Origin of the sequence: Novispirillum itersonii subsp. itersonii ATCC 12639 (assembly GCF_000381985.1) — a bacterium.
GTDB classification, from domain to species: Bacteria; Pseudomonadota; Alphaproteobacteria; order Rhodospirillales; family Rhodospirillaceae; genus Novispirillum; species Novispirillum itersonii.
In genome coordinates, this window is the sequence record NZ_KB907339.1 from 103423 (window position 1) to 124396 (window position 20974).

The following is a 20974-nucleotide window of genomic DNA, read 5'->3' on the forward strand; positions in this document are numbered from 1 at the left end:
ATGACGGCAGGATCCTTCCTTTCGGTGGATCACTCCTACGGCGGGCGGCGCTGGGTGCTGCGCGCCGGGGATGAGCGGCAGGCGATGACGATGAGTCAGCGCCTCGGCCTGCCGGAAATTGTCGGGCGGGTGCTGGCAGCCCGTGGGGTTTCCCCCGACGAGGCTGACCGGTTCCTGTCCCCGACCCTGAAAGAGCTGCTGCCCGATCCGTCCCATCTGCGGGATATGGACCGGGCGGTGCAGCGTCTGGTTCAGGCTCTGAAAGAAGACGAGACCATCGCCGTCTTCGGGGATTATGACGTGGACGGGGCGACGTCTTCCGCCCTGCTGATGCGGTTTCTGCGGGCGGCGGGGGCCGATCCGGTCCTGTATATTCCTGACCGCATGACCGAAGGCTATGGCCCGAATGCCCCGGCCCTGCTCAGCCTGCGGGAGCGTGGTGCCTCTGTCGTCATTACGGTGGACTGCGGGATCACAGCCTTTGTGCCCTTGCAGGCGGCGGCGGATGCCGGGCTGGATGTGATTGTCGTTGACCATCATGAGGCGGAGCCCCGTCTGCCCGCGGCAGCGGCGGTGATCAACCCCAAGCGTCTTGATGACGCCAGCCCGCATAAGCACATGGCGGCGGTGGGGGTGGCCTTTCTGCTGGTGGTGGCGGTCAACCGTGCCCTGCGGGCGATGGGCTGGTTTGGGCCGCACCGGGCCGAACCCAACCTGATGGACTGGCTGGATATCGTCGCGCTGGGCACCGTCTGCGATGTGGTGCCGCTGACCGGGGTGAACCGGGCGCTGGTCACACAGGGCCTGAAGGTGATGGCCCGGCGGGGGAACCCGGGGATTGCCGCCCTGTCGGATGTGGCCGGAATCAAAGAACGGCCGGACGCCTATCACCTTGGCTATGTGCTGGGGCCACGGGTCAATGCCGGGGGGCGGGTCGGTCAGTCTGATCTGGGCAGCCGCCTGCTGTGGACGGACAGCGCGGAAGAAGCCGTCGCGCTGGCCCTGCGTCTGCACGAATACAACCTCGACCGTCAGGAGATTGAGGCGGCGGTGCTGTTCGAGGCCATCGAGCAGGCCGAGAGTGCCGCCGATGACGGATCGCCTCTGATTATGGTTTCGGGGGAAAACTGGCACCCCGGCGTGATCGGCATTGTCGCCAGCCGCCTGAAGGAGCGCTATGCCCGCCCGGCCTGCGTGGTGGCCCTGGATGGGGGACTGGCCAAGGGGTCTGGCCGGTCAGTGGCCGGTCTTGATCTGGGGCGGGCGGTGATTGCCGCCCGTGAGGCCGGGTTGCTGGAGGCCGGTGGCGGCCATGCAATGGCAGCCGGGTTCTCGCTGAAGCCGGAGAAACTGCCGGAATTCCGGGCTTTTCTGGCCGAGCGGTTGCGCAACCAGCTTGATGGCGGTGATCTGAGCCCGACGCTGGAAGTGGATGGAGCAGTGGCCCTGTCCGGTGTGACGCCGGATCTTCTGGGTCTGATTGACCGGGTCGGCCCGTTCGGGGCCGGGAATGAACAGCCGCGTTTTGTGATCCCCAATGTCCGGGTCGGCAAGGCTGATGTGGTTGGCAGCGGCCATGTCCGTGCCTTCCTGACCACCCCCGGCGGCGGACGGCTGAAGGCGATTGCTTTCAAATGTGTGGATACAGACCTTGGTGTGGCCCTGCTGGGCTCGGCGGGGATGGCGATGCACGTTGCCGGCACGCTGCGTCTGGATACCTGGAATGGTCGCAATGAATGCCAGCTGGTGATCGACGACGCTGCCCCGGTCACCCCGTAAGACTGCCCTTAACAACTGCGTGAGCGGCTGTTTCCGGGCTGGGCATTGTCTCTGCCTCTACGTATGGTGATCCGGCACCGTGATCTGTCGGTCCGGTGAGATTCTCTGCGGGGGCAGGCTGATTATGGCGTTACCGGCTGAATTTTATGACCGTCTGTATCGGGTGGCGTTCCGGCAGGGGGTTTCCCCGCAGGATGCGCAGGCCTTTACACAGGCATACAGCACTCTGTCACCGTTGGAAGCGGCGCGGATCAACCCGCCGCTGCTGGCCCGCAAGGCAGGGCTGGCGGACGATACGGCGTTGACCCTGCTGATTGCCGGGGCCCGCGAAGGCCTGTTCAGCTTCGAATGGGGGCTGGTCTGTCCCGGTTGCGGCAGCTTTGCCCATACCATGGACACGATTTCCGGCGTGACCGATGATTTCCACTGTGGTTTCTGCGACAACACCACCACCACGACACTCGATGAAACGGTGGAAGTGACGTTTGCCTGCCCCAGTAACAGTTTTGATCCGCTTGCGGATCTGCATGACCATGTCTGCTATCACACCTCGCAGAGCTATCCTTATCAAACGGAACTGGCCGCCTATCACCAGCGGAATACCGTTGCCGAGGCCCGGATTGACCCCGGCCAGACAGTCGATCTGACGTTTACGGCACAGCCGGGGCAGGATTACCGCCTGATTTCGCTGGAATCCCACGCTTCCCGCACGCTGTATACGACGGCAGACGGTGCCGCGACGCTGGATGTGGTGGTGGATGGCAGCGGCTTCTGTGGCCCCGGCCCGTCTCTGGGGGCCGGTCCGGTCCGGCTGGGGGTGACCAATCATTGCGAAGACCGGATCTGGGTACAGGTGATCCGCCGTGTTCCGCAGGAGATTGCCGCCTATTCTGCCGACGGGCGTCCGCCGCAGCCGCGCCTGAGCGGGAAGAACCTGCTGACCAATCAGGTTTTCCGTGATCTGTTTGGTATTCAGGAGCTGATCCCCGATCTGCACATCCGGGTACAGGCGATCACGCTGCTGTTCACCGATCTCAAAGGCTCGACCGAGCTGTACGACCGGGCGGGTGATCTGCCTGCCTATGATCTGGTGCAGAAGCATTTTCAGGTTCTGCGGCAGGCGGTACAGGCCCATTCCGGGGCGATTGTTAAAACCATGGGCGATGCCATCATGGCGGCCTTTCCCGACCCGGCGCAGGCCGTCCGGGCCGGCATGGCGATGATGGAGGGCATCCGCGCCCTGTCAGAAGACTGGAAGCCGGAACAGCCGGGTCTGAAGGTTGGCCTGCATACCGGCCCGGCCCTGACCGTCAACACCGGGGGGGCGCTGGATTTCTTCGGTCAGACCGTCAATATTGCCGCCCGGGTGCAGGGGCTGGCAGAGGCGGGGGAAATCGTGCTCAGCACGGCAGTGCAGGCCGCCACCCCGGAGGTGACCGCGCTGCTGACGGCAGGGGGGTATCACCTCAGCCCGGAAACGTCGCGCCTGAAGGGCGTGGCACAGGCCCATGGCGTGCTGCGCTGCCGCCCCGGCGGAGCGCCTGTGGCGTTGGGGGCGGCAGGCTCACGGAAAGGCTTTTTCAGCCGGCTTCTGCAAGGAAAGTAAGCAGATGTTCGGTGAAGGCGGCGGGCTGCTCGGCATGGGGCCAGTGGCCGCAGCCATCCATCACCGTCAGGGTATGATCCAGAAACAGCCGCTGCATCGCCGGGGCAGCGTCGGGCTTTACATAGTCTGAGGCCCCACCGGCCAGAAACAGGGTCGGGTTGCCGAAGGGCTCCATGGTGGCTTCCAGCGGGAAGTCCATCAGATTACCCATGTTTTCCCCCAGTGCCGCCAGATTGATCTGCCATTCCAGATGCCCGGTTGTCTCGTTCTGCACCAGATTCTGCATCAGGAATTTGCGGATGGCATCAAGGGGGATGGCATCCGTCAGCTCGGCTTCAACTTCTGCCCGGCGGCTGAAGCGGGTCAGGTCTACGCCCTGCATGGCGCGGATGTAAGACAGGTGTTCCCGCCCGGTGTAGCTGACCGGGGCAATATCGATCACCATCAGCGCATCGACTTTGTCGCCGTGGTTCAAGGCCAGCTGCATGGCGGTCTTGCCCCCCATGGAATGCCCGAGGACCAGCGCGGAGGCCATGCCCTGCGCCTCCATCCAGTCCCGCACCGCGTCGGCCATCTGCGGGTAAGTGACGGACTCAATCCACGGGCTGCGGCCATGATTGGGCAGGTCAAGCGCATAGACCCGGTAGCTGTTGGCAAGGCGCTTGGCGATGGCCCCCCAGTTGCGTCCCGATCCGAACAGGCCATGCAGAATCAGCAGCGGCTGGCCGTGGTCTCCGGTCTGGATATGGGCGAGGGGCATCGTCAGGTCCTTCTGTCGCGGCAGGTGAGAAAAAATCAGAGCAGGCCAAGGGCCCGCAGGTGGGCAGCCATTTCCGGCGGTGGCGGGGTATGGGCGGCATCCCCGCCGACATCGGGCGGGGCCTCGTCGGGTTTCAGATAGCGCCAGCCCTGAAACGGGCGGCGGGGATAGGCGGCAACGGTGACAGCCGGGCCAAGGATGATCAGGCAGTACGGGCGGCCTTCCTCGTCCCGTTCGTACATCTCGATATCGAGAATGGGTTGACGGACCCCGGTAAAGCCTTTGATCACCCAGTACAGCGATCCACCGTCCAGCAGCTCCTCCACCCGTTTGGGGATCATCCGGGTATGGGCGAACAGACGGCCATGGGTCCGCATCCGCTCGGCGTGACGCTCTTTCAGGTGTTCGGCGCTGTCGATGCCGACGCACAGCTTGATCAGGTTCAGGGGCATGGCGGTCCGCTCCCCGGTCCGGTTATGGCTGCGGGCGGGCAAACACCCACACGCTGTCGCCGGACTCTGCAGGCCGGAAGGCGTAGCCGCCATCGCTGAAATCTTTCAGCTGTTCGGGGTCTTCCAGCCGGTTGAGGATGATGTGGCGGGCCATCATGCCCCGCGCCCGCTTGGCCATCAGCCCGATCACCCGGGCCTTTCCGTCGCGTTCCTCATGAAAGACCGGGGTAATCACCCGCCGGGTCAGCAGGCCGTCATCGGCAGCCTTATAGTATTCCGACGAGGCCAGATTGATGATCACCGGGTGGGCGTGGCCGTCGACGGCGGCGTTCAGTACGGCTGAAATCCGGCCTTTCCAGAAGGCATACAGGTCTTTCCCGCGCGGATTATCCAGCTTGGTCCCCATTTCCAGCCGGTACGGTTCCATCAGGTCGAGCGGACGCAGCGCCCCATACAGGCCGGACAGAATCCGCAGATGGTTCTGCGCCCAGCCGAGATCATCGGCTGACATCTCCCCGGCGCGCAGACCGATGTAGGTATCCCCGGCAAAGGCCAGCGCCGCCTGCTTGGCCGACGCACGGGACTCCGCGCTGCCCAGAACCTGAAAGCGGGCATGATTGAGATCAGCCAGCTTGTCAGAAATATCCATCAGCCGCCGCAGGTCGGCGGGAGTCAGGCTACGGGTCCGCCCGGCCAGTTCCGCGGTGTCGGCGGCCAGATCGGGCAGGGTATGGGGCAGGGCCGGATCGGCGGCGGTGAAATCAAGGTTCTTGGCGGGGGACAGAACAGCAAGCATCGGGCGGATCCGGTCGGTTGTTCAGGGGTGTCTCCCCCGATATCTGGACCGAACCGGGCGCGGGCGCAACCCTTGTTATGAAAGGGAGATGGTCAGATCCCGGTTTCCAGCGTTTCGGCCAGATCTCTGGCGGAGGGAATGGTGATGGTCGCCCCCTGTGCATCAATGCCCATGTCTTTCAGCTTGGCCAGTGCGCGGGAGAAACTTTCCGGGGTCATGCCCAGACGGGCGGCGATCAGGGCCTTGTCATAGGGCAGACGCAGGGTGATCGGCCCGCTTTCCCGCGCCAGATCAGGGTCGGCCTTGACCAGATCGAGCAGAAAGGCGGCCACCCGCAGCGGTGTCGAGAGAAACTGGCGGCGCTCGGTCTCGGCGACCATGGTGTTCAGGCGCTGGGCGAAAACACCGATCAGCTTCAGGGCGAGACCGCTGTCCTGTTCCAGCGCGGTCTTCAGGGCAGATCCGGGAACGGCCAGCAGGCGGCTGTCTGCCGCAGCTTCAGCCGAGGCCGGATAGCGGCCCAGACCGAACACGGCCGGTTCCGCAAAACTCTCCCCGGCGCGGAAGATGTGCAGAACGGTCTGTCCGCCCTCAGCCGTCAGGCGGAAGACTTTGATCCACCCTTCCAGCACGATGAACAGCCGGTCGGCAGTATCCCCCTGTACAAACAGGGTTTCCCCCCGGCTGAGGGACAGCACGCCGCTGCGGTCGAGCACGGTCGAACGGACCGGATCGGGCAGCCCGGACAACAGCGGGATGCGGGCGAGCTGAAGCTGATCGTGGCGGGTCAGGGCGGTCATGGCAGCCGTCATGTCTCCGTCGGAAAGAAGGGGGGGGATCCGACCAAAGGGGGATCCCCGCAGACTGCCGCAGACTGCCGGGCGGGGGCAAGCAAAAAGGCTGCCGGGTCAGGCCCGCCGCTGGCTGCTCATCAGGCGGTCAATGATCATGCCGTCAAGATGGGCATGGGGGGCAAAGTGCCGTTCCAGCAGCGCCCACATATCGGGGGTGTCGTAAGACGTTTCAAAGGCGGCGATGGCATCCGGCCCCTGTTCGCGGTGCAGGCGCAGGGTGACATCGGCCAGTGTCAGCATCAGGATTCCCTTGCCGGTCAGATCCGGCCTGACCCACCCCAGCGGAAACAGCCAGCGCTGGGGGCTGGTGTGGTGCAGGCAGGTGATCCAGCCGCCGATCCCGTCCGCCCCCGCTCCGGTGCGCAGCAACAGCGCGTAAGGGGAAGGGGCAGCCGTCAGCGCCGGGCGCGGGTCGGCCCAGTCGGGCAGATCTCCCGCAGCGTCCCAGCGGTCGCAGGCGGTCGCCAGATCGGCCCGGTCCTGCGCTGTCAGCTCTGTCCACGGGGTCAGGGTTATGCCGTTGCGATTGGCCCGGGCCAGCATCGCTTCCCGCCGGGGGATCATCAGCGGGGTATGGCGTACCGGCCCCTGAATCCGCAGCAGCGAGGCATGGGGCGGGCTCCATCCGGCGGCGGCCAGTGTGGCGGCAAAGGCCTGCCGTGCGGGCAGGCGGTCTGACCACTCCGTCCGCAGCGGCCAGCCCGGCTGCATCGGCAGCAGGGTCGGTGCTGCCTCCAGCAGGGCCCGGCCCAGACCCTGACGGCGGAAAGCGGTCCTGACCATCAGGGAATGCACCTGTAGCCCGGGTTCCCTGTTCAGGGGCGGGCCCAGCAGCAGCAGCCCGGCACACTGCCCGCTGGCGGTATGCCCGGCAATGGCGGCGGCGCAGGGAAAGGGGCGTTCGCGTTCTGGCAGGCAGGCGGTTTCCAGCAGGGATGACAGGGCCCGGAAGGTCAGCGGCAGGCAGGCGGAAAGATCTGCCGGGACCGCAGGGCGGATCTGAAAACCGGGAGAAAGGCTGGGACAGGACATGGCACCTGCTGCACGGCGGAGGGGAGGGCACAGACGCTGTTGTACCGTGTCGGTGCCGTGCAGGAAACCGGTGTGTCTACCAATGCCATAACCTTCAACCCGTGGTCATGAAACGGGTATCAGCAGAAGAAAACGGCCTTCCGCAGCGGGGTGCCACTGCGGAAGGCCGGGCGATGGTCTTTAACGTTATCCCAGCACCAGCCTGCGGGTGTGGCGGGCAATCATCAGCTCTTCATTGGTCGGGATTGCCCAGACCCCATAGTGGCTGTCGGCGGCGCTGACCTTCAGGGCGTGACTGTCGTTGGCAGCGGCATCCAGCCGCACCCCGGTCCAGCCCAGCAGATCACAGACCCGCTGACGGACGACGGCGGAGTGTTCGCCGATCCCGGCGGTAAACACCAGAGCATCGACGCCGCCGATGGCGGTTGCCAGCGCCCCGACTTCCTTGGCAACGCGATAGATGAACAGATCGACCGCCTGCTTTGCCTCCGGGGCGTCACTGTCCATCAACACCCGCATGTCATTGGACAGACCGCCGGAAACGCCAAGCAGGCCGGATTCCTTGTAGAACAGTTTTTCCAGTGCCTTGGCATCCAGACCGTCCTGCTGCATCAGGTGCAGCACCACACCGACATCCAGCGACCCGCAGCGGGTGCCCATCATCAGGCCGTCGACAGCGGTGAACCCGATGGACGTATCCACCGACCGCCCTTCTTTGATGGCGCACATGCTGACACCGCTGCCCAGATGGGCAACGATCACCCGGCCCCGTGCCGCCTGCGGGTCCAGATCCTCCAGCCGGTGGGTAATGTACTCATACGACAGCCCGTGGAAGCCGTACCGCTTGATCCCGGCGTCATAGTACTTGCGCGGCAGGCCGAACATTTCAGCTTCCAGCCGTTTATGGGCATGGAAGGCGGTATCGAAACACACCACCTGCGGCAGATCAGGGTGCAGTTCAGCCAGGGCGGCAATCGGGGCCAGATTGTGCGGCTGGTGCAGCGGGGCCAGCGAGGTCAGGGCCCGCAGGTCATCAAGAACGGTCTTGTTCACCAGCACCGGCGCGGAATAACCGGACCCGCCATGCACCACCCGGTGCCCGGCGGCGCGCAGGGTGGCATCGCCCAGATGATCTTCGATCCAGTCAATCAGCCGCCCGAGCAGAGCCGACTGCTTCCCGACCTCCACCGCCGGCCACAGATCATCGGCGACCACGTTGCCAGCGGCATCTTTGGCGAAGAAATGGGGGGTGATCCCCACGCCCAGCCCTTCCAGCTGGCCGTTACAGACCAGACGCTGGTCGCTGTTATCGGTGATATAGACCGAAAACTTGATCGACGACGACCCGGCGTTGATTACGAGCAATCCGTCAGACATGGGTTATTCCGCCCCTCCGCCGGTCATCAGCTTTTTCTTTCCGGTGCGGCGGGCCTGCGCGTACAGCGCTGCCACCGCGCAGGAGGCCAGACGGGCCTTCACAGTGTCGGCCCGGCTGGTCAGGATGATCGGCACCCGTGCCCCCAGCACGATCCCGGCGGCTTCGGCCTCGGCCAGATAGCACAGCTGCTTGGCCAGCATGTTTCCGGCTTCCAGATCCGGCACCAGCAGGATATCGGCATTGCCGGCCACCGGGCTGGTGATCTTCTTGATCCGTGCCGCTTCCGGCGAAATGGCATTGTCGAAGGCCAGCGGGCCGTCAAGGATGGCGCCTTTGATCTGGCCACGGTCGGCCATTTTGCACAGGGCGGCGGCCTCGATGGTTGAGGTGATCTTCGGGTAAACCGTTTCCACCGCTGACAGGATCGCCACCAGCGGGGTGGCCACCCCCATCACCTGCACCAGATCAATGGCGTTCTGGCAGATATCGACCTTGTCTTCCAGCGTCGGATAGATGTTGATCGCGGCATCGGTGATGAACAGCGGCTTGGGATAGGTCGGGGTATCCATGATGTAGACATGGCTGATCCGCCGCCCGGTGCGCAGGCCGGTGTCGCGTTTGGCGACCTCGTGCATCATTTCGTCGGTGTGCAGGCTGCCCTTCATCAGCGCCTCGCACTCCCCGGTGCGGCACAGCGAAACCGACACCTCAGCCGAGCCGTGCGAATGCTCGGTATTGACGATGCGCAGGCCGGTCAGATCCTGCCCGAACTGTTCAGCGGTTTCGCGGATCTTGTCTTCCGGCCCCACCAGAACCGGGGTGATGATACCGTTGCGGTAGGCATCCAGGGCCCCGGTCAGCGAGATTTCGTCGCAGGGGTGGCACACCGCCACCGAGACCGGCGGCATCGACTGGACCTTGGTGATAATGTCTTCGTAGACATGCGAGCGGCGGCGCACTTTGGCTTCCGGCACAAAGGCCTCGGCAATGCGCACTTTCTCGGTCGGGGCCTCGACCACCGCCTGACCGTCAATCACGGTTTCGCCACGCTGGTTGATGGCAAGACAGGCCAGAGTGATGCTGCGGGTGGCATCTTCTTTGGCGGTGACGGTGATGGTCAGGGTCAGGGTGTCACCCAGTTCCACCGGGCGATGGAAGCTGAAGCTCTGGGTTTTATAGACGCTTCCGGGGCCGGGCAGCTCGTTGCCCAGCAGGGCGGAAAACAGGGAGCCGCCCCACATGCCATGCCCGCTGATCTTCTGGGATTTCAGCAGGCGGCTCGCCCATTCCTCATCCAGATGGGTCGGGTTGTAATCCGCCGACAGGGCGGCGAACATCTCGGTATCTTCCTTGGTCAGGGTCCGCACCAGCGAGGCCTTGTCTCCGATCGAGATTTCGGCATAGGTCCGGTTTTCGATACTCTGCATGGTTTACTCCCCTAAAGTGTCCGGCAGCGGGCCGGGCAGCGGTGCGGACGGTTCCCCGTTACCGTCATGTTCTAAGCCATAATACTAATATGGATTTTTGCAACAGCGAAGGAGAAAGCGGCGGAAGGGTTTATGACACTTTTCTGATCAGATGCGGCCTGTGGTCCCGCCGTTTGCCAAGGGGCAGGGCCCGTGGCAGGATTGCCCGCAAAATCCTGAAACAATGCTGAATGGCCTGAAACAATGCTGAATGGGTTGTGAAATGAAACCGGCGGATGATGACATTCTGGTGTATCAGCCCGAGGTCGATGAGGTTTCCGGGCCTGACGTCGGCCTGCCCTGGAAAGTGCTGGTGGTGGATGATGATGCCGAGATCCACCATGTGACCCGGATTGTGCTGGACGGTTTTGTTTTTCGCAACCGTGAATTGAAAATTCTTTCTGCCTTCTCTGCCCGTGGCGCGCGGGAGGTGCTGGCAGAACATCCCGATACCGCCGTCATGCTGCTGGATGTGGTGATGGAAACCGACGACGCCGGTCTGGCGCTGGTGTCTGAGGTGCGTGGCAAAATGGGGCTGGAAGCCCTGCGGATCGTCCTGCGGACCGGTCAGCCCGGACAGGCGCCGGAGCGCGACGTGATCCTGCGCTATGACATCAACGATTACAAAAGCAAGACAGAGCTGACCGCCCAGAAGCTGCTGACGGTGACGGTGGCAGCCCTGCGGGCGTATGAAGGGATTTCCAGCCTGCATGACAGCCAGCGGATTCTTGCCAGTGCCAATGCCGAGCTGGAGCGGCAGGTTGAAGCCCGGACCCGCGAACTGGCGGCGTCAGAGGCCCATTACCGCACGCTGTTGCAGGCAATCCCGGAAGGGGTGATCGCCATTGACGGCTGGGGGCTGATCCGCTCGGTCAGCCCATCGGCGGAACGGGTGTTCGGCCTGACCGCCGACAGCCTGCTCGGCAAGCCGTTTACCCTGCTGTTTGACAGTGCGACCGCTACTGATCTGAAGCCCCTGTGGGGGCCTGCGGCCTGTGCCGGGGCGGAAGGGCTGGTCGGGAGCGGCCCGTCAGAGGTGCGGGGCCGCCATGCCGATGGCCGCCTGTTCCCGATGGATCTGTCGATCAACCGGCTCGATCTTGGCGGAACCGTGCAATACGTCGCAACCGTGCGCGATGTCACGTCCCGCCATGATTATCAGGAGGCCCTGCGGCAGGCCAAGCGCGATGCCGAGCAGGCGTCCCGCGCCAAGTCTGAGTTTCTGGCAGTGATGAGCCATGAAATCCGGACTCCCCTGAACGGCATTATCGGCATGGCGCAGCTGCTGTGCGACAGCCTGACGGAGGAAGAGCTGCAGGAGTTTTCCCGCATCATTCTGACGTCGGGGGAAAACCTGCTGAAAGTGCTGAACGATATCCTTGATTTCTCCAAACTGGAGTCCGGGCGGCTTAGCCTTGAGGACCACCCCTTTTCCGTCGCCCGGATGGTGGAGGAAACCGCTGCCCTGATGGAGGCCCCGGCCCGCGAAAAGGGAATTGAGCTGGCTGTTGTCCTGCAGGGGGATGTGGCGGTACAGGTCACCGGGGATGAGGGGCGGCTGCGGCAGGTGCTGCTGAATCTGCTGTCCAATGCCGTCAAGTTTACGGAAACCGGCGGTGTACGGGTGGAGATGCGCTGTCATGCGGCGGAAGACGGCCTGTCGGCAACCGTTGACCTGTCGGTCACGGATACCGGCATCGGTATCGCCCCGGAAGATCAGGCGCATCTGTTCCAGCATTTCATTCAGGCCAACAGCACAATTTCCCGCCGCTTTGGCGGTACCGGGCTGGGGTTGGCGATCTGCCAGAAAATCATTGCGGCGATGGGAGGCACCATCGAGGTCCGCAGTGCCCCCGGTCAGGGGGCGTGCTTTACGGTCCGGGTGGAATTGCCGGTTGCCGGTGCCGATCTGGCGGTCTTTGACGACGCGGCGCTGGATGTGCTGGGGATGGCGCTGGGGGCGGATGGCATCACGGATCTGATGCGGCTGTTCCTGAACGATGCCGACCGGTTGCTGCAGGCAATCGGTGAGTGCCTGAACGGTGAGGAGGGCGGCTTCGTGATGACCCCGGCGACCGAGCTGGCACGCACCGCCGACCGTCTGGGCTGCACGATGCTGGCGGCACAGGCCCGCCAGTTGCTGGTGGAGGAAGACCCGGCCCGTCTGGCGGCCCATGCCAAGGGGTTGTGGCTGGTCATGGCCCGTACCCGGCAGGGGCTGATGGCGCGGTTCCCGGATCTGGAGGGGACTGGCTGATAACAGATGCGTGAGGAACCCCTGTCTCACGCGGCTGTGAATTCCTGAAATGATCCGGTGTTGATAGGGTTTGTTCAAGGCCGAAAGATAAGGATGAGGGCGGAATACAAGAGTTTCTGTCTTCTGGTTACGGTCTGATGATCAGGTAATTTCCTCTGATATTTCCTGAGTTCTGTCTTCACCGGAAAAATCTGCCCCGGCAGGTTTCATTTTTATGGGAGTTTTCAGCTATGACTGTAACTGTTGCCCGCCCGCTGTCGCTGGCCGCTGCTGCCCTGTCTGTTGCCCTTGGGGCTGCCGCTGTCTCCGCCCCGGCTTCTGCCGCCGGGGATATGGAAAAGTGCTTCGGGATTGCCGCCGCTGGTAAGAATGACTGTGCGACGGCGACGTCGTCCTGCGCTGGAACCTCCAAGGTCGACCGTCAGGGGGATGCCTTTGTGGCGGTCCCGAAGGGCACCTGCGTCAAGCTTTCCGGTGGCAGTCTGGAACCGAAGAAGTAAGTCCGGCGGCTGACGGCCTGCCAGTCTGGACCGGTCGGCGAAGGGGGGATGCCTTCGCCGGGCCGTCCTGCTGTTTCCCCGGAATCGGGTTCTGGTTCCGGTTCTGGGGCCGTGAAGATGCTTTTCTTTGCAAACTGAGCATGCCTTCTGTGGGCTGGCACCGGGATGGCCGGGGCAATGCTCCTGCGTCGGGCGGACCCTGCCATCATGACACTGCATTTCAGCGGCAATGGCGAAACCTCTGGTTTACCGCGCCGGGCCGGTATTGGCCTGAAGCCGGAACACTATGCGGATATTCTGCAGGCTGGGCCGCAGGGGCTGCCCAATGTCGGCTGGTTTGAGGCGCATCCGGAAAATTATATGGGGGAAGGTGGCCCGCCACATCGCTGGCTGACAGCCATCTGCGGGCATTGGCCGCTGTCGCTGCATGCCGTCGGTCTGTCCCTTGGGTCTGCCGGTGGGGTTGATCCGGCGCATCTGGCCCGCCTGAAAGCCCTGACCGACCGGTATCAGCCTGCGATGGTGTCGGATCATCTGGCCTGGAGTCAGGTTGACGGGCTGTATCTCAACGATTTGCTGCCGGTCCCGCTGACCGCCGTGGCGCGGGATGTGTTCGCCGCCAACATTGACCGGGTGCAGACCGTACTTCAGCGCCCTATTCTGATCGAAAATCCGTCACTGTATCTGCGCTGGGCCGGGGCGGAGATGACCGAGACTTCCCTGTTGCGGGATCTGGTCCGCCGGACCGGCTGCGGCCTGCTGCTGGACGTGAACAATGTGGCGGTCAGCTGCGGCAATCTGGGGGATGACCCGGAAGCATATCTGCGGGCGTTTCCGCTGGACGCGGTGCAGGAAATCCATCTGGCCGGGCATGCGGTGCGGCAGGTGGAAGGCCAGACCCTGCGGCTGGATGATCATGGTAGTCCGGTCCGCCCTGAGGTGTGGGCGCTCTATACCCTGACCCTGCGGCTGTTGCGGGACCGTGGTCTACCGCCACCGCCGACCCTGATTGAATGGGATACCGAGATCCCCACGCTGTCCTGCTGGCAGCAGGAGGCAGCGGAGGCTGACCGCCTGCTGGCCGCCGTATGGGATGAGGAGAGGGCCGATGTCTGACGCTGTTCAGGCCTTGCAGGACATTCAGCGCCGGTTTGCCCGCTGGGTGCTGGGGCAGGATGACGGGGCCGGTCTGGCCGGTCTGGTGGAAGGGCCGGGCCTGTGGGTTCACCGGAATACGGTCCGCCTGACTCTGAGCGATGCGCTGGGTGATCTCTACCCGGTCACCCGGCAGGTGGTGGGGGATGACTTTTTTGCGCAGGCGGCCAGACTTTTCCTGCGTGATCAGCCCCCCGTGGCCGCGACGCTGTTGCTGTGGGGCGGGCGGTTTCCTGCCTTTCTGGAAGAACTGCCCCCGGCGCAGGGGCTTCCCTATCTGCCGGATCTGGCCCGTCTGGAATGGCGGCGCCATCAGGCCCTGCACGGCCCGGAGGCCCCGGTTCTGACCGCCGGTGATCTGGCCGCCCTGCCGGTGGATCAGGCGGATGGGCTGGCCCTGACCCTGCACCCGACCGCCGGACTTGTGGTGTCTGACTGGCCGGTGCTGGATCTGTGGCAGGCCCATCAGGGGCCGGATGACTTTGACCGGCTCAGGTTCTCTCCCCGGCGGCAGGACATTGTGATTGTCCGCCCGCAGGCACAGGTGCTGTTACAGGCCCTGCCACCGGGCGGGGCGCGCTTTCTGGCGTGTCTTGATCAGGGGATCGGACCGGCCATTGCCCGGGCGGTGGAGGAGGAGCCGGGCTTTAATGCCGGGGCCCTGCTGGCTCAGGCCCTCAGCGCAGGTTGGTTCCGGCGTGATGCTGCGGTACAGAAGGAGCAGGTCTGATGAAAGCGGTCTCAGAGGTTTTATCGTCATCCCTGTCCCGGATTCCTGATGCCGGATTGAGTCTGTTGGCCCGGCTGGGCATGGCGGGCATTTTCTGGCGCTCCGGCCAGACCAAGGTTGATGGTTGGTCCGTCACCGACGGCACGATTTATCTGTTCGCTGAAGAATATCGTCTGCCGCTGCTGCCGCCGGAGGTCGCGGCATGGCTGGCGGCAGGGGCCGAGCATCTGTTTCCCGTTCTGCTGGTGCTGGGGCTGCTGACCCGGCTGTCGGCGCTGGCGCTGGCGGCAATGACGCTGGTGATTCAGGTGTTTGTGTACCCCGGGCTGTGGCCGGATCATCTGACATGGCTGTCGGCGCTGCTGCTGATCGCGGTGAAGGGGGCGGGGCCGGTTGCGCTGGATGCGCTGCTGCCGTCACGCTTCCGGTTCTGAGCGCAGGATCCGGCAAGGAAACAAAAACACTGACGGAAGAAAACTGTACGGCCTGCCCCCGATCAGATTATGGTGGTGACGGAGTGTTTCGGGGGCCGGTCCGGTGCGTGATTACAGGTCTGTCTTGTCGATTTTTGCCATCGCGCTGCTGGTTCTGGCGGCGTGGACCTCTTGGTTTGAGTGGCAGAACCGTCAGAATATCCGGCAACTGGCCCGGGTTGAGCTGAACGCCCGCGCGGATTCCCTGACCGGCACATTTCTGTCGACCTTTCAGGTGGTGGAAAACACTCTGGTGGCGGTGGTCACCCGGCGGCAGGAGAATCTGCGCGCCGGGAATGGCATTGACCCGGATGTGCAGGCCACTGTCGAGGCGCTCGGTCAGTTCGTTGCGCAGGTCCGGGGGCTGGTCATCTTCGATCAGGCCGGCAATTCCGTTTACGATTCAACGGCATTTCCGGTTCCGCCGGTCAATGTCGCCGACCGTGACTATTTCACCCATTTCTCCCGCAGTGATCATGGCAATGGCCGCGATACCTTCCTCGGGACCCCGGTGGTCGGGCGGACCAGCGGGACGTGGTTCCTGAGTATGAGCCGCGAGGTGGTGAATGCCGGTGGCCGTTTTTCCGGGGTGGCGCTGGGGGTGATTGATGTCGGGTTTCTCCAGCGCCTGCTGCGGGAATCCCGCCGACCGGAAGATGCCGCACTGGCGCTGGTGACGCCGGACAATGTGATCATTGCGGCTTTTGTCCCCGGTGATGATACCTCGCTGACCGGCAAGCGCCTTGAGGAAACCCGTGTTTTCGGCGATGCGGCCCTGCGGTTTGCCAATGCACCGTCACCGTATGGGGTCTTTGATGGTGACGATACGCTGGTCGCTGTGTCTCCGGTATCGGGGATGCCGGTGCGGGTGGTGATGATGCGCACCTGGGACCGTGCGGACAGCCAGTGGCATGCCTCCCTGTCCCGGCAGCTGTTCCTGATGGCCGGGACCCTGATCGTCCTGTTTCTGGTGTGGGCACCGGTGTCGCGGGTGATCCGTGACCGCGACCGCCTGTTTACCCTGTCGCCGGATCCGGTGTGCGTGCTGGAGGCCGATGGCCGGTTCCTGTCAGTCAATCCGGCGTGGGAATCCGCCCTGAAGCTGCCTCGTGCCGAGATACTCGGTCAGTCGGTGCTGGATTTCGTCCACAGCGAAGACCGCAGCCGTCTGGCTGATATTCTGTTGCGGCTGTCCGTCGGCGGGCGGGTGGAAGAATTTACCCTGTGCTTCCGTGATCACAGCAACGGGCAGATTTATCTGTCGATGGTGGCGGTGGCGGAAAACAGCCGGGTCTTTGCGATTGCCCGGAATGTCACCCAGCGCCTGCTGTCGGAAGAGGCGCTCCGCCGCAGCGAGCAGCGGTTCCGCGATGTGGCGGAAGCCTCCGGTGAGTTCATCTGGGAAACCGATGGCTCCGGCACGTTGGTCTTTGTGACGGAACGGGCGCGGGCCGCCCTTGGTGTGGCGGGGTCGGAACTGATGGGACGACCACTGGCCGACCTGATCGGCGAGAATGACCGCCCCCGGGTGGCCGCGGCACTGCGGCGTTACAGCCCGTTTCATTATGAGGTGGAAACCCGGCGCGCCAACGGGGGGCGGGTGATCCTGCGCCTGTCCGGGGTGCCGGTGGTGGATGGCAGTGACCGGCTGACCGGCTTTCGCGGTGCGGCGCTGGATGTGACGGAACGGCGACAGGCCCGGCAGGCCCTTCTGGAAAGCGAGGCCCGGTTCCGCAGCATCGTCAACACCGTGATCGACGGTATTCTGACCGTTGACGAATATGGGATCATAGAATCGGTCAATCCGGCGATTGAGCGGATGTTTGAATACTCCGCCCGGGAAATGGTCGGCCGGGCCGTCTCCATGCTGTTTGCCGGGGATGCGGCCTTGCCGCATCCGGATTTTATGGCGCTCTACAGCCACTCGGGGGAGGAAGGGGTGCCGGGGAATGGCCGCGAAATCCTCGCCCGGCGGAAATCGGGGCTGGAATTTCCGCTGGAGCTGGGCGTCAGCGAGGTCTGGTTCGGCGGCAAGCGGCTGTTCATCGGCGTCTGCCGTGATATTTCCGAGCGCAAGCGAATTGACCGTCTGAAAGATGAATTCGTTTCAACCGTCAGCCACGAACTGCGGACCCCGCTGACCTCTATCCGCGGGGCGCTGGGCCTGATTAACGGCGGTGCGGTGGGCGAGCTGCCGCCGAAAGCCCGTAATCTTGTCGGTATCGCCTATTCAAACAGCGAACGCCTGATCACGCTGGTCAATGATATCCTCGATATGCAGAAGATCGAGTCCGGCCGGATGGTCTATGACATGCGCCCGCTTGACCTCAGTGCGCTGTTGCGGCGGGCGGTGACGGAGATCAATGCCTTTGCCGGGCAATACGGTGTACGCGTTACGCTGACCGTCCCCGAAGACAACGGTGATACGGCGGTGATGGTTTCCGGTGATGCCGACCGTCTGGTGCAGGTGTCCATTAATCTGCTGTCCAACGCCATCAAGTTCTCGCCGGAAGGGGGGGAAGTGACCGTGGCGCTGCAGACCCGGGGGCGGATGGCAGAGGTGCTGATCACCGATCAGGGGCCGGGCATTCCGGAGGAGTTTCAGCCTCAGATTTTCCAGAAGTTCTCGCAGGCGGATGCTACGGATACCCGTGCCAAGGGCGGGACCGGGCTTGGTCTGTCGATCGCCAAGGCGATTGTCGATCATCATCACGGCACGATTTCGTTTGAGAGCGTTGCCGGGCAGGGCACCACGTTTGTTCTGGCCCTGCCGATGACCGCCCCGGCTGTGGAGGTGGAGCCTGCACCGCTTCCCCCGCCGTTGTCGCAGTCTTTGCTGATCGTTGAGGATGATCCGGTGATCTCTGACCTGCTGACAGAATATCTGGGGCAGGACGGCTACCGGGTTTCTGTCGCCTCAACGGTGGCCGAGGCCCGGACCATGCTGGGGCAGACGCACTTTGACGGCATCACGCTTGATCTGATGCTGCCTGATGGCGACGGCCTGACGCTGGTGGATGAAATGCGCCGTCAGGGACGTCTGGGGGCGGTGCCGGTGGTGGTGGTGTCAGCGATTGCCGATGAACGGCGGGTGCTGGGCGAGGCGCTGGGGATCCATGACTGGGTCCGTAAGCCGATTGATCCGAGTCTGCTGCGGGAGTCTGTCCGTCGGGCGATTCCGGCGGGAAGCCGGGCCAGAGCCCTGTATGTCGAGGATGACAGTGATCTGCGCAGTACCCTGCAGGAGGTTTTGTCCGAGCAGGTTGACCTGATCGGTGCCTCGACGGTGCAGGAGGCCCGGCGGTATCTGACCCGGGGCGATGCCTTTGATCTGGTGCTGCTTGATCTGCATCTGCCTGACGGGCGTGGCGAGGACCTTTTCCCCGATATCCGGGCGCACCCGTCGCATCCGGCGGTGGTGATCCTGTCCGCTTTGCCCGGCAGCCCGCCGGTTGACACCGTGGTATCGGCGGCATTGGTCAAGAGTATGGTCAGTAACGAAGAACTGGTTGAAACGGTGCGGACCCTGATCCGCGGACGCCGCGATCACTCTGCCGCCAGTCCGGCGGCGGACGGCGAAGAGGGGAGTGAAACGGTATGAACGCGCCTTTGGAACGGATCCTGTATGTCGAGGATGACAGTGATATTCAGGAAATCGCCCGTCTGGCGCTGGTTGATCTGGGGGGGCTTGATGTTACGGTCTGCTCTTCAGGCCGCGAGGCACTGGCTGCCTTCGCCGCCGTACGCCCGCAGATGGTGCTGCTGGATGTGATGATGCCGGGAATGGATGGCCCGACGACGATGACGTCGTTGCGGGCCCTGCCGGGGGGAGAAACGATTCCGGTGGCCTTCATGACTGCCAAGGTGCAGTCGCACGAGGTCAGCCGCTATCGTGACATGGGGGCGATCGGGGTTATCAGCAAGCCGTTTGATCCGATGACGCTTGCTGATCAGGTCCGGGCGCTGTGGGCTGAATGGGGGGCTCAATGCTGAATGAAAAACTGCGTGGACTGTTGACCCGGTATTGCGACTCTCTGGCCGAGCGGCGGGACAGTCTGCAGAGCTGCGCCGCCGCGCTGGAGGCCGCCGCCGCTGCCGGAGACGATCTGCGGCAGGATCCGGCCTACCCGCTGTTCCGGCGTGATGCCCATCAGCTGGCCGGATCCGGTGGCAGCATGGGCTTTCCCGAACTGGGGCGGACGGCCCTGTATCTGGATGTGGCGCTGGTGGCGCTGACCGAAAGCCCGGACCGTCCGGGCCCGGCAGAGGCTGCCCAGCTGCGTCTGTTGACCGGTGCGGTGCTGAAGCGGATGGCCGGACTGCAACCGGACCACAGTTCGTTGCTGCAGCCGGCGGATGAGCAGGCGGAAGCGATCCTGATGGCCGGGGATGTGGCGCCGGGGTTTGCCCCGCCGGGGGTCCGGGCCCGGCAGTCCCTGCGGCTGGGGACCGAGATCATCCTGATCTCGCAGGATGAGGTGGTGATCAACCATCTGCAGAAGGATCTTGCCCCCTATGGGTTGATCCTGACGGTCCGGCCTGCCCCTGCGGCTCTGGCGGCGGCACAGTCGGGGATGACCACGCTGGTGATCCTTGACCGCGATGCCTGCCCCGCGACGGATCCCGAGGAAGGGGGAGTCCTGCCCGCCGATGTCACCGCCGGTCTGGCCACGGATATCCCGGTGGCGGTGATGGATCATGATGACAGTCTGCAGCGGCGTATTGATGCCCGTCAGGCCGGGGCTGTTGCCTTTGTCGGCAAGCCGGTCAATGCGGCGGTGATTGTCGATCTTCTGGACCGTCTGCATCATGTGCCGGATACCCGCCCGCCGTCGGTGGTGGTGCTGGGCGATGACAGTATGGAAAAGGCGCTGTGCCTGCATGCCCTGCAGGCTGCGGGGATGACCTGCATCAGTCCCGATGATCCCGATGATCTGTTGCAGTGCCTGACCGATGCCCGGCCTGATCTACTGATCTTGCTGCGCCGCTGTGCCGGGTTGCCCGCCGGTGATATTCTGGGGGCGCTGCGCCAGCATCCGGCGTATGTCAGCCTGCCCGCGCTGATCCTCGGGGGGCGTGACGCTGATCTGCACGCCGACAGCGTCGCCGGGGCTGATGTGGCGGTGGCGCTGCCGTTTGACCCCGATGTACTGGTGCTGTCGGTCTGGCACCGGGTGCAGCGGTTCCGCGAGGTGCAGGCGCTGATCACCCGTGATTCCCTGTGCAATCTGCTGACCCATGGGGCTTTCATCAATCAGCTGGAACGCGAGCTGTCTCTGGCCCGCCGTGGCCGGTCTGATCTGTCGGTCGCCCTGCTGGATATTGATGGCCTGCGGGAAATCAACGAGCTGTGGGGCCATCAGACCGGTGATGCGGTGCTGCAGGGCTTTTCCCGCCTGTTGCGGCAGCGGATGCGCAAAACCGACATCATCGGCCGTCTGGGCGGTGAAACCTTCGCGATCATTCTGCCGGGGGCTTCGAAAACGCAGGCCCGGCAGGTGATCACCGATATCGCCGGGGCCTTCCGCAGCCTTGACCAGCCGTGCCGTGACGGGGTGTTTCAGGCGACGGTCAGTGCCGGGATTGCCGGTTTTGCCGATGGCGCGGGAACGGTGCGCGATTGCCTGCGGGCTGCCGATTCCGCCTTGTTTGCAGCCAAGAACCGGGGTCGGGATCAGGTCTGTCTGGCCACCCCGTCCCACGCTGAGGCCTGAGGAGCCAAACAGACAAGTGGAC

At 64.0% G+C, this 20974-nt stretch carries 17 protein-coding genes; 10 read left to right on the plus strand and 7 right to left on the minus strand.

All coding sequences use genetic code 11. The annotated features are described in order from the left end of the window. Together recJ and G365_RS0106205 are read left to right on the plus strand one after the other, a co-directional pair. Positions 1–1779 (plus strand): single-stranded-DNA-specific exonuclease RecJ, encoded by a 1779-nt coding sequence (gene recJ, locus G365_RS0106200; RefSeq protein ID WP_019644638.1) that lies wholly within the window; start codon positions 1–3, stop codon positions 1777–1779. A 124-nt stretch (positions 1780–1903) separates the two neighbouring features. Continuing rightward, on the plus strand, positions 1904–3385 hold the full coding sequence (locus G365_RS0106205; RefSeq protein ID WP_019644639.1) for an adenylate/guanylate cyclase domain-containing protein: 1482 nt from the start codon (positions 1904–1906) through the stop codon (positions 3383–3385). Here the strand turns inward: G365_RS0106205 and G365_RS0106210 are convergent. From G365_RS0106210 to G365_RS0106240, 7 genes are all read right to left on the minus strand, one after another. Next, positions 3360–4145 carry an alpha/beta fold hydrolase gene (locus G365_RS0106210; RefSeq protein WP_019644640.1) on the minus strand — a complete coding sequence of 262 codons (786 nt, stop codon included), beginning with the start codon at positions 4143–4145 and terminating at the stop codon, positions 3360–3362. The genes G365_RS0106205 and G365_RS0106210 overlap by 26 nt on opposite strands. A gap of 35 nt (positions 4146–4180) precedes the next feature. Then, complete coding sequence (locus tag G365_RS0106215) at positions 4181–4597, minus strand: DUF1489 family protein (RefSeq protein WP_019644641.1); 417 nt, start codon at positions 4595–4597, stop codon at positions 4181–4183. A 22-nt stretch (positions 4598–4619) separates the two neighbouring features. Continuing rightward, positions 4620–5393 carry a peroxide stress protein YaaA gene (yaaA, locus tag G365_RS0106220; RefSeq protein WP_019644642.1) on the minus strand — a complete coding sequence of 258 codons (774 nt, stop codon included), beginning with the start codon at positions 5391–5393 and terminating at the stop codon, positions 4620–4622. 92 nt (positions 5394–5485) lie between these two features. Beyond that, a complete protein-coding gene (locus tag G365_RS20570; protein WP_019644643.1) occupies positions 5486–6205 on the minus strand; it encodes a Crp/Fnr family transcriptional regulator in 720 nt (239 codons plus the stop codon). Positions 6206–6301: 96 nt separating this feature from the next. Then, entirely contained in the window at positions 6302–7279 is a 978-nt protein-coding gene (locus G365_RS0106230; protein WP_019644644.1) for a GNAT family N-acetyltransferase, read from the minus strand. A gap of 186 nt (positions 7280–7465) precedes the next feature. After that, positions 7466–8656: an acetate/propionate family kinase gene (locus G365_RS0106235; protein WP_019644645.1), complete on the minus strand. Its 1191-nt coding sequence runs from the start codon at positions 8654–8656 to the stop codon at positions 7466–7468. 3 nt (positions 8657–8659) lie between these two features. After that, positions 8660–10084 carry a bifunctional enoyl-CoA hydratase/phosphate acetyltransferase gene (locus tag G365_RS0106240; RefSeq protein ID WP_019644646.1) on the minus strand — a complete coding sequence of 475 codons (1425 nt, stop codon included), beginning with the start codon at positions 10082–10084 and terminating at the stop codon, positions 8660–8662. A 262-nt stretch (positions 10085–10346) separates the two neighbouring features. Here G365_RS0106240 and G365_RS22770 point away from each other — a divergent pair, with 262 nt between their 5' ends. The 8 genes from G365_RS22770 (at position 10347) to G365_RS0106280 (ending at position 20952) form a co-directional block, all read left to right on the plus strand. Then, positions 10347–12380, plus strand: coding sequence for a hybrid sensor histidine kinase/response regulator (locus G365_RS22770; RefSeq protein ID WP_019644647.1), 2034 nt, complete (start codon positions 10347–10349; stop codon positions 12378–12380). Between the two features lie 230 nt (positions 12381–12610). Next, positions 12611–12880, plus strand: coding sequence for a BufA1 family periplasmic bufferin-type metallophore (locus G365_RS0106250; RefSeq protein WP_019644648.1), 270 nt, complete (start codon positions 12611–12613; stop codon positions 12878–12880). A 207-nt stretch (positions 12881–13087) separates the two neighbouring features. After that, entirely contained in the window at positions 13088–13996 is a 909-nt protein-coding gene (gene bufB, locus G365_RS0106255) for an MNIO family bufferin maturase (protein WP_043741794.1), read from the plus strand. Next, entirely contained in the window at positions 13989–14765 is a 777-nt protein-coding gene (locus tag G365_RS22775; protein ID WP_019644650.1) for an HvfC/BufC N-terminal domain-containing protein, read from the plus strand. Before bufB ends, G365_RS22775 begins: the two co-directional genes overlap by 8 nt. Beyond that, positions 14765–15199, plus strand: a complete 435-nt coding sequence (locus G365_RS0106265) for a DoxX family protein (RefSeq protein WP_019644651.1) — start codon at positions 14765–14767, stop codon at positions 15197–15199. Before G365_RS22775 ends, G365_RS0106265 begins: the two co-directional genes overlap by 1 nt. Positions 15200–15302: 103 nt before the next feature. Further along, entirely contained in the window at positions 15303–18839 is a 3537-nt protein-coding gene (locus tag G365_RS22780; protein WP_081628463.1) for a PAS domain S-box protein, read from the plus strand. Beyond that, the gene (locus tag G365_RS0106275) at positions 18836–19231 is read left to right on the plus strand and encodes a response regulator (RefSeq protein ID WP_019644653.1); all 396 of its coding nucleotides are present in this window, start codon (positions 18836–18838) and stop codon (positions 19229–19231) included. Before G365_RS22780 ends, G365_RS0106275 begins: the two co-directional genes overlap by 4 nt. Continuing rightward, the gene (locus tag G365_RS0106280; RefSeq protein WP_019644654.1) at positions 19225–20952 is read left to right on the plus strand and encodes a diguanylate cyclase; all 1728 of its coding nucleotides are present in this window, start codon (positions 19225–19227) and stop codon (positions 20950–20952) included. The genes G365_RS0106275 and G365_RS0106280 overlap by 7 nt, the downstream gene beginning before the upstream one ends. Positions 20953–20974 lie beyond the last annotated feature (22 nt).